Raw genomic sequence first — 22570 nt, forward strand, 5'->3', positions numbered from 1 at the left:
AAAAAGCTGCCCGCATTGCAGATCAAGGTGTCGAGGCCGGGTTCCAGGGCGAACGCGGCCTCCACGAGCTTCTGCGGCCCCTCGATCTCCATCAAATCGGCCTTCACATAGGCGGAGAGTCCTTCCACGGCATCGGGAAGACCGTGAAACACGACCTTGGCTCCAGCCTCCTGCAGAGCTTTGCCCATCGCCAGGCCGATGCCTTGGGAGGAGCCGGTGACGAGGGCGGCATGGCCTTCAAGAGAGAATGCTTTCATCGGGCAGTTGGAGGTATTTCAGGGTGTTGGTGCAGGCGATGCGGCGGACGACTTCGTCCCCGGCGGCCTTCAACGCGGTGACTTCGCGCTCGTAGGTGCTGATGAGCTTCACCACCTTGCCGCTGATCTCTGCCGCATAGCTGTAAAAGGGCGAGTCGCTGCCCCACATGAACTTGTTTGGATACGCGGCGGCCAGATCGGCGATGACGCGGCCTGGATCGCTGTAGTCGGAGTCAAAGCGGCGGCTTTTGGGAGCGATGTAAGGCAGGTCGTCCACCGCGCCGACGCAGTGGATGCAGTGGGCGGAATTGTCGAACCAGGCGTTTGGCAGCGCGTTCACGCGGTCGAGGCATTCCTTGTCATAGCGGCAGGAATGGGCCGCGCAGAAGCGCACATCGGGGTTGGCCTCGGCAATGTCGAGGATGTCATGCGCCTGCGCCCACAGGTCGTCCTTGGCGACGCTGCTGTGGATCAGGAAGGGCACGTTCCACTCGCGGGCGAGGTCGATGAAAACTTTGCCTTCATGCGCGAGGCGTTTGATGTCACTCTGGATGATGGTGCTTTGAATTTTGATGCCGTGAAAGCGGTATTGCGAGCGCAGATTTACCAGTTCAGCGGCCTGCGCGTCGGTGTGGCGCATGGGATCGACGATGACGAAGGGCAGAATGCGTTTTCCCTCCTCCGGGAAGAGTTTCTGGCATTCTTCGAGCAAGCGGCGGTTTTCAAAGGCGTAGGGCACCGTTTCCAGGCCGCCTGAATCAAATGCGATACCACCGGTGCGGAACTTCGTCACATCCATGGCCGCGTAGCTGACGAATGGGAAGGCGACCCAGTGCGTGATGCCAAGAGCGCCTCCCTCCTGCTTCATGCCGACAAGCTGCTGCGCGTAGGGGAAATCGCCGTGAAGATAAAACAACAAGTCGGCGCCGAGGTGGTTGTGGCAGTCAATGAGCATGGTCGGTGGACGTTTGGGTGAAACTGTGTCGAGGAGGCATGGATTGAAACGCGTTTTTTCCACATTCCTCCCTTGGGTTTTGCATCAGGTTGGAAATTGGTTTGCGATCGCGGTGCTGACGAGTGTTTACTCTTGGTCACGTCGCGGCACCAAATGAAGTCCTCATCATCCACCAGTCCACGTTTGCCAAGACGGCTCTCACTCGTGGCTGAGACGGTGGACAGCCTGCGCGAGGGCATTCAAAACGGCCATTGGCATGACCGTCTGCCCGGTGAGCGCGAGCTGTGTGAAAGTTTGCAGGTCAGCCGCCGCACGCTGCGCTCGGCGCTGGCTGAACTGGGCCGCGATGGTTGGCTGGAGGTGGAAGGCCGGCAGGGCCGGCGCATCAAAAAGCACGGCAGCGTCACCCCGAACGCCGAATCAGGACGCAAGACCATCGCCATCCTCACGCCGGGCTCGTTCCTCTCCCTCCCACCGAGGATTTCCTTCGTGATGGACACGCTGCGGGACAAACTGACCGCCGCCGGCTGCGAGGTGCAGTTTCACATCAATCCCGCGTGCTACACCGCGAATCCAGGCCGCGTGCTGGCGAAATTTGTCGAGTCGCATCCGGCCACGGTTTGGATCATCCTCAGCGCCCATGAGCCGCTGCAACGCTGGTTCAATCGCCAGAAGCTGGCGTGTCTCATTCTCGGATCATGTGCGCCAGGCATCAGTCTGCCTTCGGTGGATGTGGATTTCCACGCCACCGGGCATCACGCGGGCGGCCTGCTCTGGCGCAAGGGGCATCGCCGCATCGCCCTGGTGTTGTTCAAGGGCATCTACGGAGGCGACATTGCCTGCGAGGAAGGATTGCGTGAGGCCCTGAAAGGCATGCCGGGAGCACAGATCCAGGTGCTGCGGCATGATGCCAGCACCGCGCATCTTTGCGCCTTGATCGACGAATGCCTGCGCCTGCCGAATCCGCCCACGGCCTATCTGGTCGGTGGTGCCACGCATGTGCTCACGGTCATGATGCACCTCATGCGCCGTGGCAGGCGTGTCCCGGCGGATGTGGCGGTCATCTCGCGTGACAACGATCCCATTCTCGAAACCAGCAGCCCCAGCATCACTCGCTACGCCGTCAAACCCGCCCAGCTCGCCGGACGCATCGCCATCGCGGTGCGGCAGCTTGTCGAAACAGGCACGGTCTCCAACAAGACCATCCGCCTGATGCCCGCGTTTGTGCCGGGAGAGTCGGTTTAAGTTTGGGGGGCGGCAGTCTGCTCCTCCCACCGCGCCAGCAGCCAGAGCACGTCGGACAAGCGATTGAGAAAACGCACGACCTCGGCGTTCGGCACTTCATCCGGCGTGTCCAGCAGGTCGATCACGCCGCGCTCCGCGCGGCGGCAGGCCACGCGGGCGAGATCGGCATACGCGCCGGACATCACGCCTGCCTCACCAGGCAGCGCCCAGCCTTGAAACTTCAAGGCGCCGCCGGCTTCGAGCTTCGCCACCCATTCATCGAGCCATTCCACGTTTTTCGTCGAGATGCGCTGCGGATGCGTTTCGGCGTAGCGGGTTTCTTGTCCGGGCGGCGTGGCCAGCTCTCCCATGAGATCGATCAGCCAGCGCTGCGTCTGTGCCACGATGGCTTTTGTCTCTTCTCGCAAGGCGGCGATGCGCAGCGGGCCGAGCGCGGCGTTCAGTTCATCCACCGCGCCGAGCGCATGGACACGAGGGTGGGATTTGGCGAGACGGCAGCCGAACAGCAGGTCGGTCTGGCCTTGGTCTCCTTTACGGGTGGCGATGGACATGAGGGAATGAGGAATGAGGAGCGATAGCGGCTTGATACGCCTGTGATCACTCGTCGGGGAAGGAGTTTTTCGCTGGTTCTTCCGGCAGAGCTGCTGGAGTTGGTATCGAGACAGGCGCGGTGAGGGTCGCGCTTTGTTTCCTCTGTGCCCGGACCACCCAGCCGAGCAGCAAGGCCAGCAGCAGGCAGGCGGCGAGTCGTGCGGAACGTGAGGACAGCATGGTCAACCCTGCCGGTGGCGGTGTACTTCGCGGCTGGCGCGTTCCAGCGCCTGTTTTTCGTCCTCGGTCAGGCTGTCCTTGCCGTGCAGGTTTATCTTGTCGAGCAGCGGATTGATCACTTCTTCCATCAGGGATTCGATGGGATCGGCCGACCTTTTGTTAGCTGGTTGCATGGGTTCGTTTTCTTCCAGATCAATTGCAGTTCGCGCACGTTTGCGCGCCATCTCCGGCATGCGTTGGAGCGGCGCTGGCTGCCACTGGCTGGCGTAGGTCAGGGGACGTCCGCCGTAGCCAAGGCTGCGGGCATAAAACCACCCTGCCGCCGCGCCGCCAAGATGCGCGAAGTAGGCGATGCGCAGCCCCTCCGGCATGAAATCAAACACCGCGCAGGCCACGCCCAGGATCAGCTGCATGAGGCAGAGCGCCTTGGCCAGCGTCCACAGCCGCAGATGCACCGGGATGATGAAGTAAATGAAGGCGGTGATCTGCTCCTCCGGCATCACCACCGCCAGCGCCATCAGTAGTCCAAACACAGAGGCTGACGCGCCGATGAGCGGCGTGATCGTGTCGCCATGCGCGTAGCTGTTCACCACCATCTCCGCCGCCGCGCCAAGGATGCCCGCGCCGAGGTAGATCAGCGTGAAATGCAGGCTGCCGAAGAACTGCTGCACACCGCGTCCGGCGAACCACAGCATCATCATGTTCAGCATAAAGTGCCCCACGTTGCCATGCACAAACATGTAGGTGAAGAGGGTCCAAACTTGTCCGCGGATTAGGGTGTCGAAGCTTGTTCCACCATAAGGGAAAAAATCCTGGCCCCACATCTGTCCGAACCGTCCGAATAGATGCTGCATCACAAACACCGCGACATTGATCCCAAAAAGGATCTGAAACGCGGTGAACCCCCGCCGCTGCGGGTCGGAGGTCGTTTCGCGCATGTAGTCACGATCATGCAGGGCCATGGGCCAATTGTGTGTGCGTCGGCTGCCCGGCGCGAGGTTTTTTTCGCCTGGACGATGACAATCGCACCGCTGTCGGTTACGCTCTCGCCACTGCATGAATTCTTCCGCCGACTCCCTGCTTGCCGCCGTTTCAAAAAGCGGGGCTCATGATGCCGCCGACCTTCTTGAAAAAGCATCGGGCGAGGACGCCGCCAAGGTGCTCCAGCAACTGAACCCCATGGTCGCCCAGCAGGTGCTGGAGGAGATGGCGGAGGAGACACGCACCATCACGCTCGCCTTTGCGCCGAAGGAAAAGGCGCTTCAGTGGACCAGCAACCGCGACCATCCCGAGGACAGCGTCGGCTGGCTGATGGAGCCTCCGGTGGCCGTGTTTCGACCGGATGCCACCGTGCGTGACACGATCGAGGAAGTCCGCAAGCTCGCCAAAAAAGCCTTCATCACCTACGGCTACGTCACGGACGATAAAGACAAGCTCCTCGGCCTGCTCGTCATGCGTGATCTCATGCTGGCCGAGCCGGGAACGAAACTCGCCGACGTGATGCTGCGTGATCCGTTCACGCTCGATCCTGATCTGGAACTCACCGACGCGATGAAGATCGTCGTGAACAAGCACTACCCTGTTTATCCGGTCTGTGACAAAAAAGGGCGGCTGCTCGGCCTTGTGCGCGGGCAGAGCCTGTTTGAGGCCCGTGCCATTGAAATCAGCGCCCAGGCCGGAACGATGGTCGGGGTGGAGAAAGAAGAGCGTCTTTCCACACCGCTGCTGCGCAGCCTGCGCTTCCGCCATCCATGGCTTCAGATCAACCTTGCCACCTGTTTCCTTGCGGCTGCGGTGGTCGGTGTGTTTCAGGGCACGCTCGACCGTCTCGTGATTCTGGCCATCTTTCTGCCTGTTTTGGCCGGTCAATCAGGCAACACCGGCTGCCAGGCGCTCGCCGTGGCCCTGCGTGGCATGACGCTGGGAGATTTGAAGTCAGGAGACGAGCGCAGACTCGTCATCAAGGAAGGTTTGCTCGGTTTGTTCAACGGCATGCTCGTCGGCGTCTCCGCCGGCCTCGGCATGTTTATTTATGCCCGCATGAACGGCAACCCCAATGCCCTCATGCTTGCCGGTGTGGTGTGGATCGCCATGTCGGTCAGTTGCGTCGTCAGCGGCCTGAGCGGTGCCTTGATCCCGCTGACGCTGCGCAAGTTCGGCGCTGATCCGGCCACCGCCTCCAGCATCTTTCTCACCACCGCCACGGACGTGATCAGCATGGGCACCTTCCTCGGCCTGGCGACGCTGCTGGTGCCATGAGCGAGGTCGTTTGGAGCCGTGCGGAGTGGCAGTCGCTTGCTGAGGCGCATCATGAACGCGTCTCCGCGCATGCAGACGCCTTCGTGGACCGCCGCAGTCGGGGCACCAAGCATCCGGTGCATGATTTCCTCTTCACCTACTACAGCTTCCCGCCCGCCAAGCTCAAACAGTGGGTGCCACCGTTTGGCGTGAGTCTCGAAATCACCGCCGCTGATCTGGAAAGCCGCCCCTGGTGGCAAACCGACCGCTTCATCCATGAACACGACCTGCTACGCCTCAACGAGCACCGCTTCACGAATCGCGAGCGCGAATTCGCCGCGTGGGCCGCGATGCTGTGCACGCGCATTCTCGGCAGGGCAGGGCGGTTCACCTGCTTCGGTCTGCACGAATGGGCCATGGTCTATCGACAGTCCGCTCAGCAGGTGCGGCATCAGGGTTACGAGCTGCGACTGTCTACTGAGGAGCTGGTCGTCTTCGTCGAATCCCAGCCCGTCTGCTGCTCCCACTACGACGCCTTCCGCTTCTTCACGCCCGAGGCGCGTCCGCTGAATTCCTTGCAGCCCACGCTCGACTCCCGCCCCGATCTCGAACAGTCCGCCTGCCTGCATGCGAACATGGATTTATACAAATGGTCCTCCAAGCTCTGGCCGTGGACCGGTTCCGATCTCACCGGCGAATGTTTCCTTCTCGCCCTCGAAGGCCGCGATCTCGACATGCGCGCCAGTCCGTATGATTTGAGCACCATCGGTTACGAGCCCGTAAAAATCGAAACGGCTGATGGCCGCGCTCAATACGAGCGCGAGCAACGTGACCTGGCCGCAAAGGCGGCAGGCTTGCGCCAGAAGCTGCTAGATCGTTGCGAATCGCTAGCCGCCATCAGGGCCTGACATCAATCATCCGCCGTCCCACTTCCTCGCACAGGCCGATGAAGGTGCGCTCGGGCAGGTTCAGCGGTCGATCCTTCAGGGTGGAGACCACCCAGCGGCGTTTCAATTTCGCCTTCGGCAATGGCAGCGCGATCAACTGGCCCGCTTCGATTTCTGTTCGCGCGATCCAGCGTGCGGCGATGGCGACGCCGATACCCAGCTTCGCGAGTTCCTTGGTGGCCTCGGAGCTGCCCAGCTCGATGAATGAATTCAAGCGCACGCCCTGCTTCATGAAAAAGTCCTGCACCAGGGCGAAGTTCAGGCTGTTGCGGCTGGCGACGATGAAGGTCTCGCTCGCGGCGTCTTTGATCTTCGGCGCTTTTTGCGCCCACGGATGCAGCGGTGAGACAAGAAACTCCAGTTCGTCATCAAAGATCGCGTGGCAGTTGAGTTTGGTGACCTCCTGCGGTCTCAAGCTCACGGTGATATCGACCTGGTTCTTCACCAGCCGCTCGATGGTGTCCGGTGTCTCGCCGCAGACGACTTTGATCTCATAAAGTGGGAAGGATTCTTTAAACTCTCGAAACACAGTCGGCAGGATGAACTGCGCTGCCGCCGTGGTGCAGCCGATGCGCAGCTTGCCGCGCGGCGTTTGATCCAGGGTGCCGAGGATCGCTCTCGCATGGCCCATGGATTGAAGAATGGTTTCCGCGTTCGGCAGCAGCTCGCGGCCTGCGTGTGTGAGGTGTACGCTCTTGCCCTGGCGGTGGAAAAGCTGCGAGCCGAGGTCGGTTTCGAGTGACTTGATGGCGTGGCTGATGGCGCTCTGGGTCAGGTGCAGCTCGCGGCCGGCCTGCGTGAAGCTGCCGCTGCGCGCGAGGCAGACAAAGGCCCGAAGCTGGCGGGTGTCGATGGCGTGGTCCATGAATGCCATTCATACATCATGTGAAAAACATTGCGCCTGGTTTCTGCATCAGTTTGGCACGGTGGCACCACTGCTGCTTGATGGATGGGCGTCATGTCGAAAGCCGCTCACTCACCCAAAACCACTCTCAGCGGGGTTGTGCAACCCGTGCGCATCGGTTTCATCCCGCTCGCCGACTGCGCCCCGCTGCTCGTCGCCCGGGGGCGTGAGCTGTTTCGCAAACATGGTGTCCGAGTCGAGTTAAGTTGTGAGGTCGGATGGGCCACCATTCGGGAGAAGCTTCTTTACGGCCAGCTTGATGCGGCCCACGCCATTGCCGGGCTTGCCCTGGCCATGCGCATGGGCCTCAGCACGCCGCCGTGCCGGGTGGTGGCTCCGTTCGTCTTTAACCTCCACGGCAACGCGATCACCCTGAGCCGGGATCTCTGGAACCGCGGCGTGCGTGATGCCGTGAGCCTCAAAAAGCTCATTCGCAGCAGCACCAGCCGCCGCTTCACCTTCGGCATGGTCTCTCGCTACTCCTCGCATTACTTCCTGCTCCGCCAGTGGCTGGCCGCTGGTGGCATTGATGTCGAAAAGGACGTGCGCATCGTCGCCCTGCCGCCCACGCAGATGGCCGCCAATCTCGCCGCCGGCCTCATCGATGGCTACTGCGTCGGCGAACCATGGAACTCCTTCGCTGTGGAGCGCGGCACGGGCTGGATCGTTGCCACCAGTGAACAACTGGCGCCCGGTCATCCGGAAAAAGTCCTGCTGACCACGGAGACTTTCATCGAGCGCCATCCTGATGAGATGCGCGCCATCATCGAGGCTCTGCGCGAGGCCTGCGTCTTTTGTGATGCGAAGGGAAATCGTGCGGAAGTCGCCCGCCTGCTCGCTGAGAGCGGCTACTTCACCGGCAATGAGCAGATTTTGCAGCGCTCGCTCGCCGGGCCGCTTGATCTTGGCACCGAGAAGACCGCCGATGTCTCGAACTTTCATATCTTCCAACGTCGCGAGGCCAACGAGCCCACCAGCGAGCGCGGTCGCTGGCTGCTCGATGAATTCATCGCCCATGGCCTGCTTCAGCCTTCGCAACGAGCCGAAGCCGCCGCCGCTCTGCGCGACTGCTGGACCTCCAGCGCACTCCCTCTTCCCAAAGCACCCGCCGCCGCACCCCGAACCGCCAAATCCAAGAAACGCACTCCACTCGCCCTCGCATGAAATCCACAGCACCCATCACCCGTCGTTCCATCCTCCGCCAAGCCGGCCTTGGCGCTCTCTTCAGCGGCCTGCCCACCGGCTGGGTCGGCTCCGCCTATGCCGATGACTCTCCAGAGATGCCAGATGTGAAGCTCGGCATCATCGCCCTCACCGACTGCTCCAGCATCGTTGTGGCACATGAAAAAGGCCTCTTCAAAAAATACGGCGTCAATTCGACTGTGAGCAAAGGCGCGAGCTGGGCCGCGATCCGCGACTCTCTCACCAATGGTGACATCCAGGCCACGCACATGCTGCTTGGAATGCCGATTGCCTCCACCATGGGCCTCGGCGGTGCTCCGAAGAAACCGATGATCGCGCCCTTCATTCTGAATCGAAACGGCCAGGCCATCACTCTCGCCAATTCACTCAAAGGCAAGGTCGCCGATGATCCGAAAGCACTGAAGCCCTTCGTGGATGATGCGAAGGCCAAGGGCACGCCGATGACCTTCGCGATGACTTTCCCGCCTGGAACGCACGCGATGTGGATTCGTTACTACCTCGCCGCAGGCGGCATCAATCCTGGCGACGCCGCAGGTGCGGGGGCGGACGTTTCTCTCATCACCGTGCCACCTCCGCAGATGGTCGCGAACATGAAGGTCGGCAAGATGGATGGCTTCTGCGTCGGCGAGCCTTGGAACGCCAAAACCATCGCCGAGGACATTGGCTATACCTCCATCACCACGCAGGCCATCTGGAAGGATCATCCTGAGAAGGTTTGCGCCTTCACCGAGGAATTCGCCGCGCAGAATCCCAAAACCGTCAAAGCCGTGATGAAGGCTCTGCACGAGGCTGGCGTGTGGCTCGACAAGATGGAGAATCGCGAGGAGCAGGCGAACATCGTCAGCGCCGCCACCTACATCAACTGTCCGCCCGAAACGATCCTCGGCCGCCTGCAAGGCAAGTACAACATGGGAGACGGTCGCAAGTTCAAAGACCCGAACTACATGATCTTCAGTGATCGCAACTGCAACTACCCGCAGGCCAAATACGCCAAGTGGTGGCTCACGCAGCTCCGCCGCTGGGGCTTCACGGAAGGCGCGCCAGACTATGAAGGCGTCGCCAAGCAGGTCATGCGAAGTGACCTCTATGAAGAGGCCATGAAGGAGATCGGCTACGTCCACGGCGGGGCCGACACCAAGGCCGAAACGCTCTTCGACGGCGTCACCTTCGACCCGACAGCCGATCTCGAGGCCTACGCCGCGTCCTTCGCGGTGAAGACGCTCAAAGCTTAACCCCCGAAACCGCATAGCCGCATTATGCACCTGATCCAACGCTACAAACTCGATTCGTTCTTCCTCCCGCTGGGGGCGATCCTGGTTACATGCCTTTTTTGGTATGTGATCGCCGGAAAGTCCGTCATCACCGAAAAAGTCGATGACTTCGGGGACAAGATTAAAGTCACCAAGCGCGAAGGCCTCTCCGCTGATCTGCCCACACCGGCGGAAACGTGGACGGCGAGCAGGCTCTACATCACAGAGCCTTTTGCGAAACGTGGCGAGCTGGATCAGGGCATCTTGCGGTTCACATGGATGTCTCTAGTGCTCGTGGCGCAGGGCTACTTCATCGCCCTCGTCATCGGCACTCCCATCGGTTTCTTCCTGGGCCTCTCGAAGAAATTCACCACGGCCTTTGATCCAATCATCCAGGTGCTGCGGCCGGTCTCACCGCTCGCTTGGCTTCCGCTCGGCATGATTCTCTTCAGCGGCGTCAAAATCGTCAACGGTGATGGTCGCACGACCTTCGGTGCCTCGGATGCCGCAGCGCTTTTCACCATCGCCATCTGCGCCATGTGGCCCACGGTGATGAACACCGCCGTCGGCGTGCGTGCGGTGCCGCAAGACTACCTGAATGTGGCCAAAGTGCTCAAGCTCTCGAAGAACAAGACGCTCTGGAAGGTGCTCGTGCCCGCCACGCTACCCTACATGTTCACCGGTTTTCGTTTGAGCCTCGGCATCGCCTGGCTCGTCATTGTCGCGGTCGAAATGCTCACCGGTCGGCCGGGCGTGGGTGGCTTCCTCTGGCAGCAATACAACGCCAACAGCTACGCCCACATCATCCTCTGCATCCTCACCATCGGTGTCGTCGGCTACGTCCTCGACCGTCTGATGAGCGTCGTCGAATCGCGGTTCAAGACTGCTTAACCCCCGCCTGATCAAGATATGCCGCTTATCGAAATCAAAGGTGCCTCCAAAGGCTTCGGACCTCCGGGCAACCGCACGGAAGTGCTCAAGAACATCAACCTCTCCGTCGAGGAAGGCGAGTTCGTCGTCATCGTCGGTTACTCCGGCTCAGGAAAGTCCACGCTGATCAACCTGATCTCTGGCTTGGTGAAGCCAGACACCGGTGAAGCCCTCATCGAAGGCAAAAAGATCACGGAACCAGGTCCAGATCGCGGTTTGGTCTTCCAGAACTATTCGCTGCTGCCATGGCTTACCGTGGAGGAAAACATCGCGCTCGCTGTCGATGAGGTCTTCAAGGACTGGACGCCGGAGCAGCGCAAAGCGCACGTCGCCAAATACATCGCGATGGTCAAACTCACGCCTGCGGCACACAAACTTCCCAAGGAGCTTTCCGGCGGCATGCGCCAGCGTGTTTCCGTGGCCCGCACACTAGCCATGCAGCCGAAAGTACTGCTCATGGACGAACCGCTGAGCGCTCTCGATGCTCTCACTCGAGCCCAGCTTCAAGATGAGATTGCCGACATCTGGCTGACGAACAAAACGACCGTCATCTGGATCACCAACGACCCCGACGAGGCCATCCTGGTGGCCGACAAGGTCATTCCGCTGCTTCCAACTTCCCCAGCGACGCTCGGCGAGCCGATGATCGTGAACATCGAGCGACCGCGCGACCGCAAGGCCATCAATCACGATGACCGTTTCAAAAAGCTGCGCACCCAGCTCATCACGACGCTCCTGGATGCCAAAGGTCGCACCAAAGTGAAAGCCTCCGTAAAAATCGCCTTGCCCGACATTCTTCCTGAGGACCTGAGTTATGTGAACTCTCTGCAGTTCCTTAACCGCACCGGCCCGAAACGTCGCAGCGACAAACTTCGTGAAGAAGTGGAGGTGGTCGCATGAGTGCTCATCTCCCCATGCTTGAACTGGATCGTCTGTGGAAGACCTACGACACGCCGAAAGGTCCGGCGACGATCGTCAAAAACTTCAATCTCAAGTTGAAGGAAGGCGAGTTCGCCACGCTCATCGGCCACAGCGGCTGTGGCAAAAGCACCGTGCTCATGATGGTCGCAGGCCTCAGTGATCTCAGCCAGGGCAACATGATCCTCGGCGGTCGTGAAGCCAGCGGCCCTGGGCCGGATCGTGGCATCGTGTTTCAATCGCCGTGCCTCTTACCGTGGATGACCGCTTATGAAAATGTCATGCTCGGCGTGAACCAGGTGTACTTCACCGCCAGCAAGGCTGAGCGCCGCCAGATGGCTGAGTACTACCTCACGATCGTCGGTTTGGGCGATGCGATGCACAAATATCCCGGTGAACTCTCCCAAGGCATGCGTCAGCGCGTTGGCATCGCCCGTGCGTTTGCCCTCCAACCGAAGATGCTGCTCTTAGACGAGCCGTTCGGCATGCTGGACTCGCTCACACGTTACGAATTGCAGGAGGTGCTGCTCGAACTCTGGCGGCGCAATCGCATCACCACACTCATGGTCACGCATGATGTCGATGAGGCCATCTTCCTCTCCGACCGTGTGGTGATGATGACCGACGGCCCCGAGGCCGAGGTCGGCGACATCTTGAAGATCCCCTTCGAGCGCCCGCGCAACCGCAAGCAGATCATGGAAGACCCGCGCTACTACGAGCTGCGCGAGCATCTCATCACTTTCCTCAACGACCGCTCGCACATCCGCCCCAGCCGCGAGCCTCAATTCAAACCCTCTCCCGACATGGCCGCCGAACTGGCAGCGCATGCATTCCCATTCCCTACAGCCGCCGCGTAGCCGAAAAACAACACACCCACATAACCCACATGAAAAGGCTCATCCCGATACTGCTGGCGACCACCTCGCTCTCCATGGCGCAAACACCCGTGCCCAAACCCGCCGCCGCACCACCCGGCGCCCCGGCCTATGCTCCGATCAAGTTCGGCGCTCTCACTGCCGATTTGCAGGAAAAAATGCGTTTTGAAATTCGTGAGAACAACTTCGACTTCAACAGCGCTCTCAACGGCCCGCAGGACGCCTCCTGGCTGCTTCAGCGCTTTCGTCTCGGCCTTGGTTATGATGTGAACCCGTGGCTCAAGTTATACGTTCAGGGCCAGGACGTGCGTGAGATCGGCGGCAGCCGTCCGAACGACATCGGCGTGTCAGCGGCTGAAGGTGATGACGTCTTCGACATCCTCAAGGCATACATTCAGATCGGGAACATCAAAAAGGGCCTCAGTTCCACGCTTGGGCGTCAGTTTCTCAGCTACGGCGATCAACGCCTTGTCGGTCCGCTCGAGTGGCTGAACCAGGCCCGCACGTTCGACGCCGTGAAGTTCCGCTACGCTGCGGAGAAATACTCGCTCGACTTCTTCATCTCCTCGCCCGTCGCCTTCACCAACAACATGTGGAACCAGTCGGGCTTTCTCGACAACGACGAGTCGCTCAACCAGATGTTCAGCGGTCTGTACCTCGCCACGGGCTTCGTTCCCTTCAATCTCACCACCGACTTCTACGTCTTCAACAAGCGTGACGACGGTGACGGCAGCTTCGGCGCCGCCCGTGGCGACACTGACTTCTACACCTTCGGCACCCTGTGGAAAGGCGACCCAAAAAAGCTCAGCGGCTTTGATTACACGACGGAAATGGCCTTCCAGACAGGTGAGGTTTCCGGGCGCGATCTCACCGCCTTCGCCGGTCACTGGGCCGTGGGTTACAACTGGCTTAAACACTCATGGAAGCCACGTTTCGGCATCCAATACAACTATGGCAGCGGTGACAGCAATGCGGCGGACGGAGACATCGGCACCTTTCAAAATCTGTATCCCACGAACCACCTGTTCTACGGCTACATGGACACCACGGGCTGGATGAACATGCACAACCCGCAGCTCAATTTCAGCTTTACGCCCACGGCGAAGCTCAAAGTCATGCTCGACTATCATCTCTACTGGAATGCCACAAACAACGACGCCTGGCGCCGCGTGAACGGCGTCACCGCCGTGCGCACGGTCAATGCCGCCGCCACCTCCGCCGGCAGCTTCCGCGGTCAGGAGATCGATCTCACCGCCATCTACAAGCTCAATCCGCACGTCGGATTGCAGGCTGGCTACTCCTACTTCATGGCGGGTGACTATCTCGCCAACACCGGCGCTGCAGACGACGCCCATTTCGGCTACGTCCAGGTGCAGTTCGATTTCTGATCCGCTCCCCCATCTCTCAAGCCGCTCTGATAGATGAAAATCGTTCCCCTCATTCCTGACAACGCGCCCTTCAGCGCCGAGCAACGTGCTTGGTTGAACGGCTTCCTTGCCGGAGTCCTGAATCGCGGTGCGCCTGCTCCTGGAGCAGCGCTCACGGAATCAAAACGATCACTGCTCATCGCCTTCGGCAGTCAGAGCGGCAACGCGGAAAGTTTGGCCAAGCGGCTGGCCAGGGAAGCATCGGGTCGGGGCTTTGCGGCGCGAGCCGCGGGCCTCGACTCGCTGCAACCCGCCGACTTCATCAAAGATCAAAACGTTCTCCTCATCACCAGCACCTGGGGGGAGGGCGACATGCCGGACAACGCCGTCTCCTTTTGGGACACCATCAATCAAAACGGCAGCAGCCCCAAGCTCGACGGCGTCAAATACAGCGTCCTCGCTCTCGGCGATAAAAACTATGGCGAGACTTTCTGCCTCGCTGGCAAAAAACTCGACGAACGCCTCGCAGAACTCGGTGCCACGCGAATCACCGAGCGTGTCGATTGTGATGTGGACTTCGACGATCTCGCGAAGAAGTGGTCCAGCGCGGCCTTCACCGCATTGACCGGCACTTCCAGCGAGACAACTGCCACCGCAGAGCCGGAAGAGACCGGCTACACCAAGAAAAACCCTTTTCAGGCCAAGCTCGTCGCCAACGTCAATCTCAACGCACGAGGCAGCGCCAAAGACACGCATCACATCGCCCTTTCACTTGCGGGTTCCGGCCTCACTTACGAAGTGGGTGACGCTCTTGGCGTTTATGTTCAGAACTGCCCCGAAGTCGTCGATGCCGTCATCGCGGCTCACGCCTTCGATCCTAACGCTGAGGTCGCACTGCCTGATGGCGGCACCGCACCCCTGCGCGACGCGCTCCTGAAGTGCTACGAAGTTCGCAACCTGTTAGGCAAAACACCTGAGGCAGGCATCACGCTCACCACCTTCATCGAAAATCTGCGCAAGCTTCAACCACGCCTCTATTCCATCGCCTCCAGCCTCAAAGCACATCCCGAAGAAGTGCATCTCTGTATCGCCGCCGTGCGTTACAGCGCCGATGGTGTGCCGCACAAAGGCGTCGCCTCCACCTTCCTCTCTGATCGTCTCGCGCTCGGCGACACCACCGGCATCTACTTTCACGCCGCAAATCACTTCCGCCTCCCTAACGACACCTCGAAACCCGTCATCATGGTCGGCCCCGGCACCGGCATCGCCCCTTTCCGTGCCTTCCTCGAAGAGCGTGAGGCCACCGCCGCCCCCGGCAAAAACTGGTTCTTCTTCGGCGATCAAAAACGCGCCACCGACTTTCTCTACCACGACCAGATCATCGAATGGGTCCAGAAAGGCCATCTCACCCGCCTGGACACCGCCTTCAGCCGTGATCAAGAAGAGAAGATCTACGTCCAGACCCGCATGATGCAGGCTGCCAGCGAACTTTGGCAATGGCTTGAGGAAGGCGCTCACTTCTATGTCTGCGGTGATGCCAAGCGCATGGCCAAGGACGTTGATGAAGCCCTTCACAGCATCATTCAGACCGCCGGTGGAAAATCCGCCGACGAGGCCGCCGCCTATGTCGCCCAAATGAAGAAGGAGAAACGCTATGCCCGCGATGTCTATTGAGACTTCACAGCTTCATCTCTGCCAAAAGCGCCTCTACGCTCAGGTCGCGCTGGAGACCGATTTCGTGAAGAATCGCGGACAGGGTGCCTATTTTCAGCGGCTTGTGATTCGGCACGGTCACAGAATGAGGCCGTGGAAAGGCGCACTTCGCGATCATGTGACTGCCAGCCTGCCTGTCGAGCACATACCCGATTCGGCGCAGGCCGCGCAGCAGATCCTCCCCAGTGAGGTCACGCGGCAGCTTCATGCCGCTTCGAGAATGCGATCTTCCGTCATGTGCAGCCGAATTCTTCCGGGCTTCACCTTAGCGTCGGCGAAGTGGCAGCTCACCGCGTCCTTCACCATCGCCTCAAGCTCCTCCCACGAATCCCCCTGTGTCGCGATCAGTCCTTCGGGAAGCCGACAGTCAGCCGTGAAGCCGCCTTCTTCCGCAGGACGTACTCTGAAAACCAGTTCGAGATCATTCATGCCATGAGTATCGCCACCGCATCTCCCAAATCAAGCCCTGCGATGGCTTCATCGTCGGCCGATGGCTTCTCCCCCGAGCAACAATGCTACCTCGAAGGCTTCTTCGCCGGCATCGCCGCCGGTGGTGTTTCGTTCGGAGATCTTGCCCCAGCTCCTGCTGCCGCACCAGCGGGCCCATCACTTGACGACCTCACCAAAGAAGAGCGCATCAAGCGCGAGCTGCATCCCTTTGATGCCATCGAGCAGCTCGTCATGGATGCGCGCTGGAACTCGAAGCCTGAGCCCGAATCTGTTTTTCGCTATAAGTGGAACGGCCTGTTCTGGCTGAATCCGGTCAAAGATGGCTACATGTGCCGTCTGCGCATTCCCGGCGGCGTGGTGAAGAGCTGCCAGCTACGCGAGATCGCCGCCATCGCTCGTGAACTCACCACCGGCTACATCCAGATCACCACGCGGAACAATTTCCAAATCCGCCTCATCGAGCCGAAAAACTGCCCCGAAGTGCTCCGCCGCATTCAAGGCTGCGGTCTTCACTCCAAGGGCGCGGGCGCTGACAACATCCGCAACATCACGATGAACCCCTGCGCGGGTTACGATCCCTATGAGATCATCGATGTGCGTCCGCTGGTGAACGAACTCGCGACGCTGATCATTGGCTCGAAGGAGTTCTACGACCTCCCCCGCAAGTTCAACATCGCATACGATGGCGGTGGCCTCATCTCGGCAGTCGAAGACACCAATGACATCGGTGCCAGTGCCGTGAAAATCGGCGAGAACAGTGAAGGAATCGAGCCCGGTGTCTATTTCCGCATCGCGCTAGGCGGCGTCACCGGCCATCAGACCTTCGCCAGCGATTGGGGCGTGATTGTGAAGCCGGAGCAGCTTAATGACGTCATGATCGCCCTGCTGCGCGTCTTCATCCAATTCGGCGATCGCACGAATCGCAAGAAGGCGCGTTTCAAGTATGTCATTGAAGACAAAGGCCTCGAAGGCGTGCTCGTGGAGGCGGAAAAGCACCTCAAGTTCAAGCTCACACGTCTCGCACCCGAATCACCGATTCAGGAGAAGCGTACGTTTTCGCAGCAGGGTCACTCGCACGTCGGCACCTACCCCCAGAAGCAGGAAGGGCTGGTTTATGTCGGTGCCACCGTCCCCGTCGGACAGATGACCGCCAAGCAGCTCGACCGGCTGGCTGATCTCGCCGACAGCTACGGCAGCGGCGAGGTGCGGCTCACCGTCTGGCAGAACTTCATCATTCCGAATGTCAAAACGGCCTATGCCGCCACGGTGGCGAAATCTTTGAAAAAGCTCGGCTTTCCCTGCGAAACCTCGCATTTACGCAACGGCTTCATCGCCTGCACCGGCAACAAATACTGCAAGTTCGCCGCCAGCGACACGAAGGGCCACGCCATCGCCATGATGGACTACCTCGACAAGCGCGTGAAGCTCGACCAGCCGGTCAATGTTCACTTCACCGGCTGCGCCCACAGTTGCGCCCAGCACTTCATGGGCGACATCGGTCTGCTCGGCACCAAGGTGAGATCCGAAAGCGGCGAAGGTTACCATGTCACCGTCGGCGGCGGTTTCGGCGAGAACCGCAAGATTGGCCGGCAAATCTTCAGCGGCGTGGCCTTTGAATCTCTCGGCACCACGCTTGAAGCCATGCTCAAAGGCTATCTCGACAAACGTAGCGCTGAAGAATCCTTCCACGCATTCTGCAATCGCCACACCGTGGGCCAGCTTCAGGAGGTTTTCAGCATCTGAGCCATGATGTGCGACCTGGAGCGCTCGGTTTCGTCTGGTGGCTCCGCCGTTGGTATTCTTGAGGCAACTCTTCGCGAGCAGCAGACGCTCCGCACGCCCGTCGCCCTTTTCTCCGACGAATACGATTCCAAGTCCGTTCGTGAGCGCTTCACGCATCTTATTCCGCTCTCGAAGCCGAATCCTGGGGAGCAATATGCCTTCGAGGTCAATCTCGACGCCTGCACCGGCTGCAAGGCCTGCGTGGCGGCGTGTCATTCTCTGAATGGTCTCGATGACGATGAATCCTGGCGCGACATGGGCCTGCTCGTCGGCACTCGTAAACAGCCGTATCTGCAAACCGTCACCACGGCCTGCCATCATTGCGAAGACCCCGCGTGCTCGAATGGCTGCCCGGTGCTCGCATATGATAAAGATCCCGTCACCGGCATCGTGAGGCATCTCGATGATCAATGCATCGGGTGCAGTTACTGCATTTTGAAGTGCCCGTATGATGTGCCGAAATTCAACCTGAAGCGCGGCATCGTGCGCAAGTGCGACATGTGCCAGGGGCGTCTCGCAGAAGGAGAAGCGCCCGCCTGCGTGCAGGCCTGTCCGAATGAGGCCATCAAGATCAAGGTCGTGAAGCTAGATGCCGTGCCTGATCGCGGCCAGATCATCGCCGGAGCGTTTGATTCCAGCTACACACGTCCCACCACGACCTACGTCTCGTCAAAGCCAATTCCCAATGCCGCGAGGCCAGCCGATTCAGGCCGACTCGAACTTGATCACGGTCATCCACCTCTCTCCTGGATGCTCGTGCTCACGCAAATGAGCGCCGGGGGCTTCTTGGGAGCCGCTTTGGCGCCGCTCACGCTGAATGAGGCCGCGGTCACGAGCGCCGCCGCGCTTTTCTTCGGCCTCATCGGCATCGCGCTCAGTGTTTTGCATCTGGGGCAGCCTTTGAAAGCCTGGCGCGCGTTTCTTGGCTGGAAGAAGTCGTGGCTGTCACGCGAGATCATCGCGTTTGGTGCCTTGCCTGGAGGCGGGGCGGCCATCGCGGCGGCTTGGTGGTTTGAAAGCCTGCCCCTGATGAAACTCGCCATCAGCGGCACGGCTTTGGCCGCGCTCAGCGCTGTGGCGTGCTCGGTGATGGTGTATGCGGACACACGCAGGCCGTTTTGGTCGCTGGCGCAAACGGCGGGCAAGTTCTTCGGCACGACCTTCTTGCTCGGCGCGTGCCTCTGCGCGGTCGTTTGGAGCTGGATCGGTGTTTCAGCTCTCCCTTGGGCCATGGTGCTCGCGGTGACGTTTCGCTGGATGCTCTCGATCTGGGAGCTTTCGCGCTATCGAGAGGCCTTGGAGGATGAAACCTGCGCGTGGCACAAGTCGGCGCGGATTTTGCAGAAGCAGCGCGCTCATCACATCGAGCTGCGCGGGCTGTTCCTCATCCTGACGGGCCTTTTGATCCCTGTCATGATCGCCGCAGGCGCTCCGACGCCGTGGATGCTCGCCACCTCGCTTTTGCTGACGTTTGCTAGCCAGCTCATCGAGCGACATTACTTCTTCACCGCCGCCGCAGGCTCAAAAATGCCCGGAAACTGATCATGAACACGCGCTTATGGAGTGGCAACGATTCGTCGCCTAAAAATAATCTCAAAGGCGACGACTCGTCGCCACTCCACACATGATCACCGCACCCGCCATGACCTTCCGCGAGTGGAACGGACCTCTCACCTCCGATCTCGTTCGTGAGCCGGCGAAGTTTGGACTCGGGCAGGTTCCATCGCGATTGGTGCCGGATGCGACAACGAAAGCCGTGTGCGGCTTTTGCTCCACCGGTTGTGGTTTGAAAATCCATCTCCAAAACGGCGAGGCGATCAATCTCACGCCTGATCCCGATTATCCCGTGAATCTAGGCACCGCCTGTCCGAAGGGATGGGAAGCACTCAGCGTGCTCGATGCGCCAGACCGGGCGAAGATGCCGATCCTGCATGGCAAAGAGGTCGATTGGGACACCGCGCTCAAATACTTCTGTGGTAAGATGCGCGAGATCCTCGACAAGCATGGTCCGGAGGCCGCCGCGTATCTCAGCACCGGCCAGATCATGTTTGAGGAGATGGCCTTTCTCGGTGCGCTGGCGAAATTCGGCATGGGCATGATTCATGGCGACGGCAACACACGCCAGTGCATGGCCACCGCTGTCACCGCTTACAAGGAGAGCTTCGGCTTTGACGCGCCGCCCTTCACCTATGCGGACTTCGAGGAAAGTGATGTGCTCGTCTTCATCGGTGCCAACCCATGCATCGCCCATCCGATCATGTGGCAGCGGGTTTTGCGGAACCCAAGGAACCCCGAGATCATCGTCGTCGATCCACGCACGACGGAAACGGCGATGGTCGCCACGCAGCACTACGCCATCAAGCCCAAGAGTGATCTCACGCTTCTTTACGGACTCGCGCATTTGATCATTCGCGAGGTTGGACTCGACAAAACATTCATCAGCGAACACACGAGCGGCTTCGATGAGTTCGCAAATTTTGTCACTGACTTCACGCCGGATCGAGTCGCCGCAGAAACAGGCATCAGCACCGAACGCCTCACTCACTTCGCAAAAACCATCATCACGGGCACGCCCCGCGTTTCCTTCTGGTGGACGATGGGCGTCAATCAAGGTCATCAGGCCACGCGCACGGCCCAGGCCATCATCAATCTCGCGCTGATGACTGGGAACATCGGCAAACCTGGCACGGGAGCCAATTCCATCACCGGTCAGTGCAATGCGATGGGTTCGCGGCTGTTCTCGAACACGACGAACTTGCTCGGCGGTCACGACTTCAAGAATCCGAGGCATCGAGAGAAGATTGCCGCCGCCACGGGCATTCCCGTCGCACGCATTCCTGACCGGCCAAGTCTCGCGTATGATCAGATCATCAAGGCGGCGGAGGAGGGTACGGTGAAAGCCATTTGGTTCGTCGCCACGAACCCGAGCCATTCGTGGATTGATCAGAACGAGATGAACCGCGTTCTCGACAAGCTCGACTTCCTCGTCGTGCAAGACATGTACTGCACCACCGAGACCGCCAAACGTGCTCATCTTGTGCTGCCTGCCGCTGGTTGGGGGGAGAAGGAAGGCTGCTTCATCAACAGTGAGCGCCGCATCGGCTACAGTCCGAAGGTGCGCCGCGCTCCAGGCCAGGCGCTGGCGGATTTCCACATTTTCCGCCTCATCGCCCACTACTGGGGCTGCGAGGAGATGTTTCGCGGCTGGCAGACGCCTGAGGCGGTCTTCCGTGTGCTTCAGCGCTGCACCGAGGACCAGCCGTGTGACATCACGGGCATCGAAGGACATGCGCAGGTGCGGAAGCTGGGCGGGATTCAGTGGCCGGCGAAAAGAATGACGAATGACGAATGGCGAATGACGAATGAACGGCGGTTGTTTGAGGATGGGAAATTCTTCACGCCGGACAAGCGGGCGAAATTTGTGTTTGATGCGCCTGAAGCGCCGCCAGAGCAGCGCAGCGAAAAATTTCCACTCATCCTGATGACAGGCCGCGGCACGAGCGCACAATGGCACACGGAGACGCGGACCGGAAAGTCGGCGGTGCTGGCGAAAATGATGCCGGAAGAGCTGATGCTCGATGTGAATGTCGATGACGCGAAGAGACTCGGCATTCGTGAGGGTGCCGAGGTCCGGGTGATCTCGAAACGAGCTGAGCTGACGGTCAAGGCTCGTCTCACGTCCTGCGTGAAGTCTGGCGAGGTTTATCTGCCCATGCACGATGCGCGTGTGAATCAGCTCACGCACGCGTCCTTCGATCCACACAGCCGCCAGCCGAGCTACAAGCACTCGGCGGTGCGGGTAGAGGTTGCTTGATCAAAACGGCGGTGGTGGTGGAAAACCGGGAGGCGGCGGTCGCATGCCGGGGCCGCCGCGTCGGCCACGACCACCGGGAGGAGGTCCAAAGCCGCCGCCGGGAGGGCCACGGCGCTCAAAGCTGGCATCCGGCGTGCCGGCAAACTGACGCGGGATGAAGGGATACTGCTCGGTGAGCACATAATGATAGGTGCCCTGCGGAAACTCAGGCGTGATGCCGAAGCGTCCGTTGCTGGCATCGAGGTCGCCGGTGCCTGCCGCCCATTCGTAATCCTGCACAAAGGAGCCGTCGTATTTGCCGCCGGGTGAGTCTGACGGGCGCTTGCCGGATTTGATGACATGGCCGGAGGCGAGTTTTTTCAGCGGGCTGCTGGCATCATTCGGGTCGCTGTAACCCCAGGGGCCATAGATGGGGAAACCATCGGCCGCCCAGCCGACGAGTGTGACCTGCGGCTTGCCACCGCTGAGCGCGTCGATCAAACCGGTCGGGATGCCGTGATAGTGATAAGCCCCGGTGGGCTGCACATGCGCGTTGCTGCTGTCCAGGCCGAGATTGATCGCGCCGCCGTGCGGTTCGTACTGCCAGCCGCTGTTGGGATCGCCTTTCCACCACTCGGCGGCGAAGGGATCGAATACGACGCCGTTCACCGCGATGCCAAAGGGCTGCATGCGGTAGGGAACGGGCTGGGGCGCGAGCTTGGGGTTCAGCGGCACCTTGTAGTCGTAGCGCTGCGCAGAGATGGAGTTGGGGTTGTTGCGGTTGGGGAACTGGCCTGGCTCATGATCGGGAATGCCATTGGCTTGAATGCGGCGGTACTGGCCGTCCTCGGTGATTTTGACCTCGCTGGGCGGCAGTTTCGATGAGGCGGCGAGCGAGACCGAAACCACGGTGAGGAACCCGAGGCGAAGCATCAGGGCAGGGGAGTAGGCAGGGGAGTGGCGGAGCATGAC

22 protein-coding genes are annotated in these 22570 nt (G+C 60.2%); 13 read left to right on the forward strand and 9 right to left on the reverse strand.

All coding sequences use genetic code 11. From position 1 onward, the window contains the following. Both ACILSI_RS00005 and ACILSI_RS00010 read right to left on the reverse strand, forming a co-directional pair. Positions 1-257 (reverse strand): SDR family NAD(P)-dependent oxidoreductase (locus ACILSI_RS00005; RefSeq protein ID WP_395719770.1); only part of this gene is annotated, 257 nt, incomplete at its 3' end. After that, positions 238-1212 (reverse strand): amidohydrolase family protein, encoded by a 975-nt coding sequence (locus ACILSI_RS00010; RefSeq protein WP_395719771.1) that lies wholly within the window; start codon positions 1210-1212, stop codon positions 238-240. The genes ACILSI_RS00010 and ACILSI_RS00005, both read right to left, overlap by 20 nt. Positions 1213-1365: 153 nt before the next feature. Between ACILSI_RS00010 and ACILSI_RS00015 the strand changes: the two genes are divergently transcribed. Beyond that, positions 1366-2457, forward strand: coding sequence for a substrate-binding domain-containing protein (locus ACILSI_RS00015; RefSeq protein WP_395719772.1), 1092 nt, complete (start codon positions 1366-1368; stop codon positions 2455-2457). Here ACILSI_RS00015 and ACILSI_RS00020 read toward each other — a convergent pair. The 3 genes from ACILSI_RS00020 to ACILSI_RS00030 are packed head-to-tail and all read right to left on the reverse strand — an operon-like array spanning position 2454 to position 4190. Beyond that, positions 2454-3008 carry a cob(I)yrinic acid a,c-diamide adenosyltransferase gene (locus ACILSI_RS00020; RefSeq protein ID WP_395719773.1) on the reverse strand — a complete coding sequence of 185 codons (555 nt, stop codon included), beginning with the start codon at positions 3006-3008 and terminating at the stop codon, positions 2454-2456. The genes ACILSI_RS00015 and ACILSI_RS00020 overlap by 4 nt on opposite strands. 46 nt (positions 3009-3054) lie before the next feature. Next, positions 3055-3228, reverse strand: coding sequence for a hypothetical protein (locus ACILSI_RS00025; protein ID WP_395719774.1), 174 nt, complete (start codon positions 3226-3228; stop codon positions 3055-3057). Between the two features lie 2 nt (positions 3229-3230). Continuing rightward, a complete protein-coding gene (locus ACILSI_RS00030) occupies positions 3231-4190 on the reverse strand; it encodes a rhomboid family intramembrane serine protease (RefSeq protein ID WP_395719775.1) in 960 nt (319 codons plus the stop codon). Between the two features lie 94 nt (positions 4191-4284). Here ACILSI_RS00030 and ACILSI_RS00035 point away from each other — a divergent pair, with 94 nt between their 5' ends. Further along, positions 4285-5487, forward strand: a complete 1203-nt coding sequence (locus tag ACILSI_RS00035) for a magnesium transporter (RefSeq protein WP_395719776.1) — start codon at positions 4285-4287, stop codon at positions 5485-5487. Next, the gene (locus tag ACILSI_RS00040; RefSeq protein ID WP_395719777.1) at positions 5484-6374 is read left to right on the forward strand and encodes a hypothetical protein; all 891 of its coding nucleotides are present in this window, start codon (positions 5484-5486) and stop codon (positions 6372-6374) included. Before ACILSI_RS00035 ends, ACILSI_RS00040 begins: the two co-directional genes overlap by 4 nt. Here ACILSI_RS00040 and ACILSI_RS00045 read toward each other — a convergent pair. After that, a complete protein-coding gene (locus ACILSI_RS00045) occupies positions 6364-7278 on the reverse strand; it encodes a LysR family transcriptional regulator (protein WP_395719778.1) in 915 nt (304 codons plus the stop codon). The two genes, ACILSI_RS00040 and ACILSI_RS00045, sit on opposite strands and share 11 nt — an antisense overlap. A 93-nt stretch (positions 7279-7371) precedes the next feature. On the opposite strand from ACILSI_RS00045, the gene ACILSI_RS00050 reads away from it, so the two are divergent. Genes ACILSI_RS00050 through ACILSI_RS00080 form a run of 7 tightly spaced genes read left to right on the forward strand, consistent with a single transcriptional unit; the run spans position 7372 to position 15534 of the window. Next, a complete protein-coding gene (locus ACILSI_RS00050; RefSeq protein WP_395719779.1) occupies positions 7372-8481 on the forward strand; it encodes a CmpA/NrtA family ABC transporter substrate-binding protein in 1110 nt (369 codons plus the stop codon). Further along, entirely contained in the window at positions 8478-9752 is a 1275-nt protein-coding gene (locus ACILSI_RS00055; RefSeq protein ID WP_395719780.1) for a CmpA/NrtA family ABC transporter substrate-binding protein, read from the forward strand. Before ACILSI_RS00050 ends, ACILSI_RS00055 begins: the two co-directional genes overlap by 4 nt. Before the next feature lie 24 nt (positions 9753-9776). Continuing rightward, complete coding sequence (gene ntrB, locus ACILSI_RS00060) at positions 9777-10661, forward strand: nitrate ABC transporter permease (protein WP_395719781.1); 885 nt, start codon at positions 9777-9779, stop codon at positions 10659-10661. An 18-nt stretch (positions 10662-10679) separates the two neighbouring features. Further along, positions 10680-11600: an ABC transporter ATP-binding protein gene (locus ACILSI_RS00065; protein WP_395719782.1), complete on the forward strand. Its 921-nt coding sequence runs from the start codon at positions 10680-10682 to the stop codon at positions 11598-11600. Beyond that, a complete protein-coding gene (locus tag ACILSI_RS00070; protein WP_395719783.1) occupies positions 11597-12475 on the forward strand; it encodes an ABC transporter ATP-binding protein in 879 nt (292 codons plus the stop codon). Before ACILSI_RS00065 ends, ACILSI_RS00070 begins: the two co-directional genes overlap by 4 nt. A 29-nt stretch (positions 12476-12504) precedes the next feature. After that, on the forward strand, positions 12505-13881 hold the full coding sequence (locus tag ACILSI_RS00075) for an alginate export family protein (RefSeq protein ID WP_395719784.1): 1377 nt from the start codon (positions 12505-12507) through the stop codon (positions 13879-13881). 33 nt (positions 13882-13914) lie between these two features. After that, on the forward strand, positions 13915-15534 hold the full coding sequence (locus tag ACILSI_RS00080) for a sulfite reductase flavoprotein subunit alpha (RefSeq protein ID WP_395719785.1): 1620 nt from the start codon (positions 13915-13917) through the stop codon (positions 15532-15534). Positions 15535-15538: 4 nt separating this feature from the next. On the opposite strand, the gene ACILSI_RS00085 is transcribed toward ACILSI_RS00080, so the two are convergent. Both ACILSI_RS00085 and ACILSI_RS00090 read right to left on the reverse strand, forming a co-directional pair. Then, positions 15539-15781 (reverse strand): type II toxin-antitoxin system HicA family toxin, encoded by a 243-nt coding sequence (locus ACILSI_RS00085; protein WP_395719786.1) that lies wholly within the window; start codon positions 15779-15781, stop codon positions 15539-15541. Then, positions 15778-16002, reverse strand: coding sequence for a type II toxin-antitoxin system HicB family antitoxin (locus tag ACILSI_RS00090; RefSeq protein ID WP_395719787.1), 225 nt, complete (start codon positions 16000-16002; stop codon positions 15778-15780). The genes ACILSI_RS00085 and ACILSI_RS00090 overlap by 4 nt, the downstream gene beginning before the upstream one ends. A gap of 3 nt (positions 16003-16005) precedes the next feature. Here ACILSI_RS00090 and ACILSI_RS00095 point away from each other — a divergent pair, with 3 nt between their 5' ends. The 3 genes from ACILSI_RS00095 (at position 16006) to ACILSI_RS00105 (ending at position 21619) form a co-directional block, all read left to right on the forward strand. Next, complete coding sequence (locus tag ACILSI_RS00095; protein WP_395719788.1) at positions 16006-17766, forward strand: NirA family protein; 1761 nt, start codon at positions 16006-16008, stop codon at positions 17764-17766. 3 nt (positions 17767-17769) lie between these two features. Next, the gene (locus ACILSI_RS00100) at positions 17770-19347 is read left to right on the forward strand and encodes a DmsC/YnfH family molybdoenzyme membrane anchor subunit (protein WP_395719789.1); all 1578 of its coding nucleotides are present in this window, start codon (positions 17770-17772) and stop codon (positions 19345-19347) included. 82 nt (positions 19348-19429) lie between these two features. Then, entirely contained in the window at positions 19430-21619 is a 2190-nt protein-coding gene (locus ACILSI_RS00105; protein ID WP_395719790.1) for a molybdopterin oxidoreductase family protein, read from the forward strand. On the opposite strand, the gene ACILSI_RS00110 is transcribed toward ACILSI_RS00105, so the two are convergent. Next, positions 21620-22567, reverse strand: a complete 948-nt coding sequence (locus ACILSI_RS00110; RefSeq protein WP_395719791.1) for a YHYH protein — start codon at positions 22565-22567, stop codon at positions 21620-21622. Positions 22568-22570 lie beyond the last annotated feature (3 nt).

Source organism: Prosthecobacter sp. (genome assembly GCF_044232965.1).
In the GTDB taxonomy this organism is placed as follows: domain Bacteria; phylum Verrucomicrobiota; class Verrucomicrobiia; order Verrucomicrobiales; family Verrucomicrobiaceae; genus Prosthecobacter.

Excerpts from the sequence above, each read along its gene's own strand:
- ACILSI_RS00085 (WP_395719786.1), bottom strand. The coding sequence starts at position 15,781 with ATGAAGCTGCCGCGTGACCTCACTGGGGAGGATCTGCTGCGCGGCCTG.
- ACILSI_RS00100 (WP_395719789.1), top strand. The coding sequence starts at position 17,770 with ATGATGTGCGACCTGGAGCGCTCGGTTTCGTCTGGTGGCTCCGCCGTT.
- ACILSI_RS00040 (WP_395719777.1), top strand. The coding sequence starts at position 5,484 with ATGAGCGAGGTCGTTTGGAGCCGTGCGGAGTGGCAGTCGCTTGCTGAG.
- ACILSI_RS00050 (WP_395719779.1), top strand. The coding sequence starts at position 7,372 with ATGTCGAAAGCCGCTCACTCACCCAAAACCACTCTCAGCGGGGTTGTG.
- ACILSI_RS00035 (WP_395719776.1), top strand. The coding sequence starts at position 4,285 with ATGAATTCTTCCGCCGACTCCCTGCTTGCCGCCGTTTCAAAAAGCGGG.
- ACILSI_RS00095 (WP_395719788.1), top strand. The coding sequence starts at position 16,006 with ATGAGTATCGCCACCGCATCTCCCAAATCAAGCCCTGCGATGGCTTCA.
- ACILSI_RS00080 (WP_395719785.1), top strand. The coding sequence starts at position 13,915 with ATGAAAATCGTTCCCCTCATTCCTGACAACGCGCCCTTCAGCGCCGAG.
- ACILSI_RS00090 (WP_395719787.1), bottom strand. The coding sequence starts at position 16,002 with ATGAATGATCTCGAACTGGTTTTCAGAGTACGTCCTGCGGAAGAAGGC.
- ACILSI_RS00105 (WP_395719790.1), top strand. The coding sequence starts at position 19,430 with ATGATCACCGCACCCGCCATGACCTTCCGCGAGTGGAACGGACCTCTC.
- ACILSI_RS00070 (WP_395719783.1), top strand. The coding sequence starts at position 11,597 with ATGAGTGCTCATCTCCCCATGCTTGAACTGGATCGTCTGTGGAAGACC.
- ACILSI_RS00075 (WP_395719784.1), top strand. The coding sequence starts at position 12,505 with ATGAAAAGGCTCATCCCGATACTGCTGGCGACCACCTCGCTCTCCATG.
- ACILSI_RS00045 (WP_395719778.1), bottom strand. The coding sequence starts at position 7,278 with ATGGACCACGCCATCGACACCCGCCAGCTTCGGGCCTTTGTCTGCCTC.
- ACILSI_RS00025 (WP_395719774.1), bottom strand. The coding sequence starts at position 3,228 with ATGCTGTCCTCACGTTCCGCACGACTCGCCGCCTGCCTGCTGCTGGCC.
- ACILSI_RS00110 (WP_395719791.1), bottom strand. The coding sequence starts at position 22,567 with ATGCTCCGCCACTCCCCTGCCTACTCCCCTGCCCTGATGCTTCGCCTC.
- ACILSI_RS00030 (WP_395719775.1), bottom strand. The coding sequence starts at position 4,190 with ATGGCCCTGCATGATCGTGACTACATGCGCGAAACGACCTCCGACCCG.
- ntrB (WP_395719781.1), top strand. The coding sequence starts at position 9,777 with ATGCACCTGATCCAACGCTACAAACTCGATTCGTTCTTCCTCCCGCTG.
- ACILSI_RS00010 (WP_395719771.1), bottom strand. The coding sequence starts at position 1,212 with ATGCTCATTGACTGCCACAACCACCTCGGCGCCGACTTGTTGTTTTAT.
- ACILSI_RS00065 (WP_395719782.1), top strand. The coding sequence starts at position 10,680 with ATGCCGCTTATCGAAATCAAAGGTGCCTCCAAAGGCTTCGGACCTCCG.
- ACILSI_RS00020 (WP_395719773.1), bottom strand. The coding sequence starts at position 3,008 with ATGTCCATCGCCACCCGTAAAGGAGACCAAGGCCAGACCGACCTGCTG.
- ACILSI_RS00015 (WP_395719772.1), top strand. The coding sequence starts at position 1,366 with ATGAAGTCCTCATCATCCACCAGTCCACGTTTGCCAAGACGGCTCTCA.
- ACILSI_RS00055 (WP_395719780.1), top strand. The coding sequence starts at position 8,478 with ATGAAATCCACAGCACCCATCACCCGTCGTTCCATCCTCCGCCAAGCC.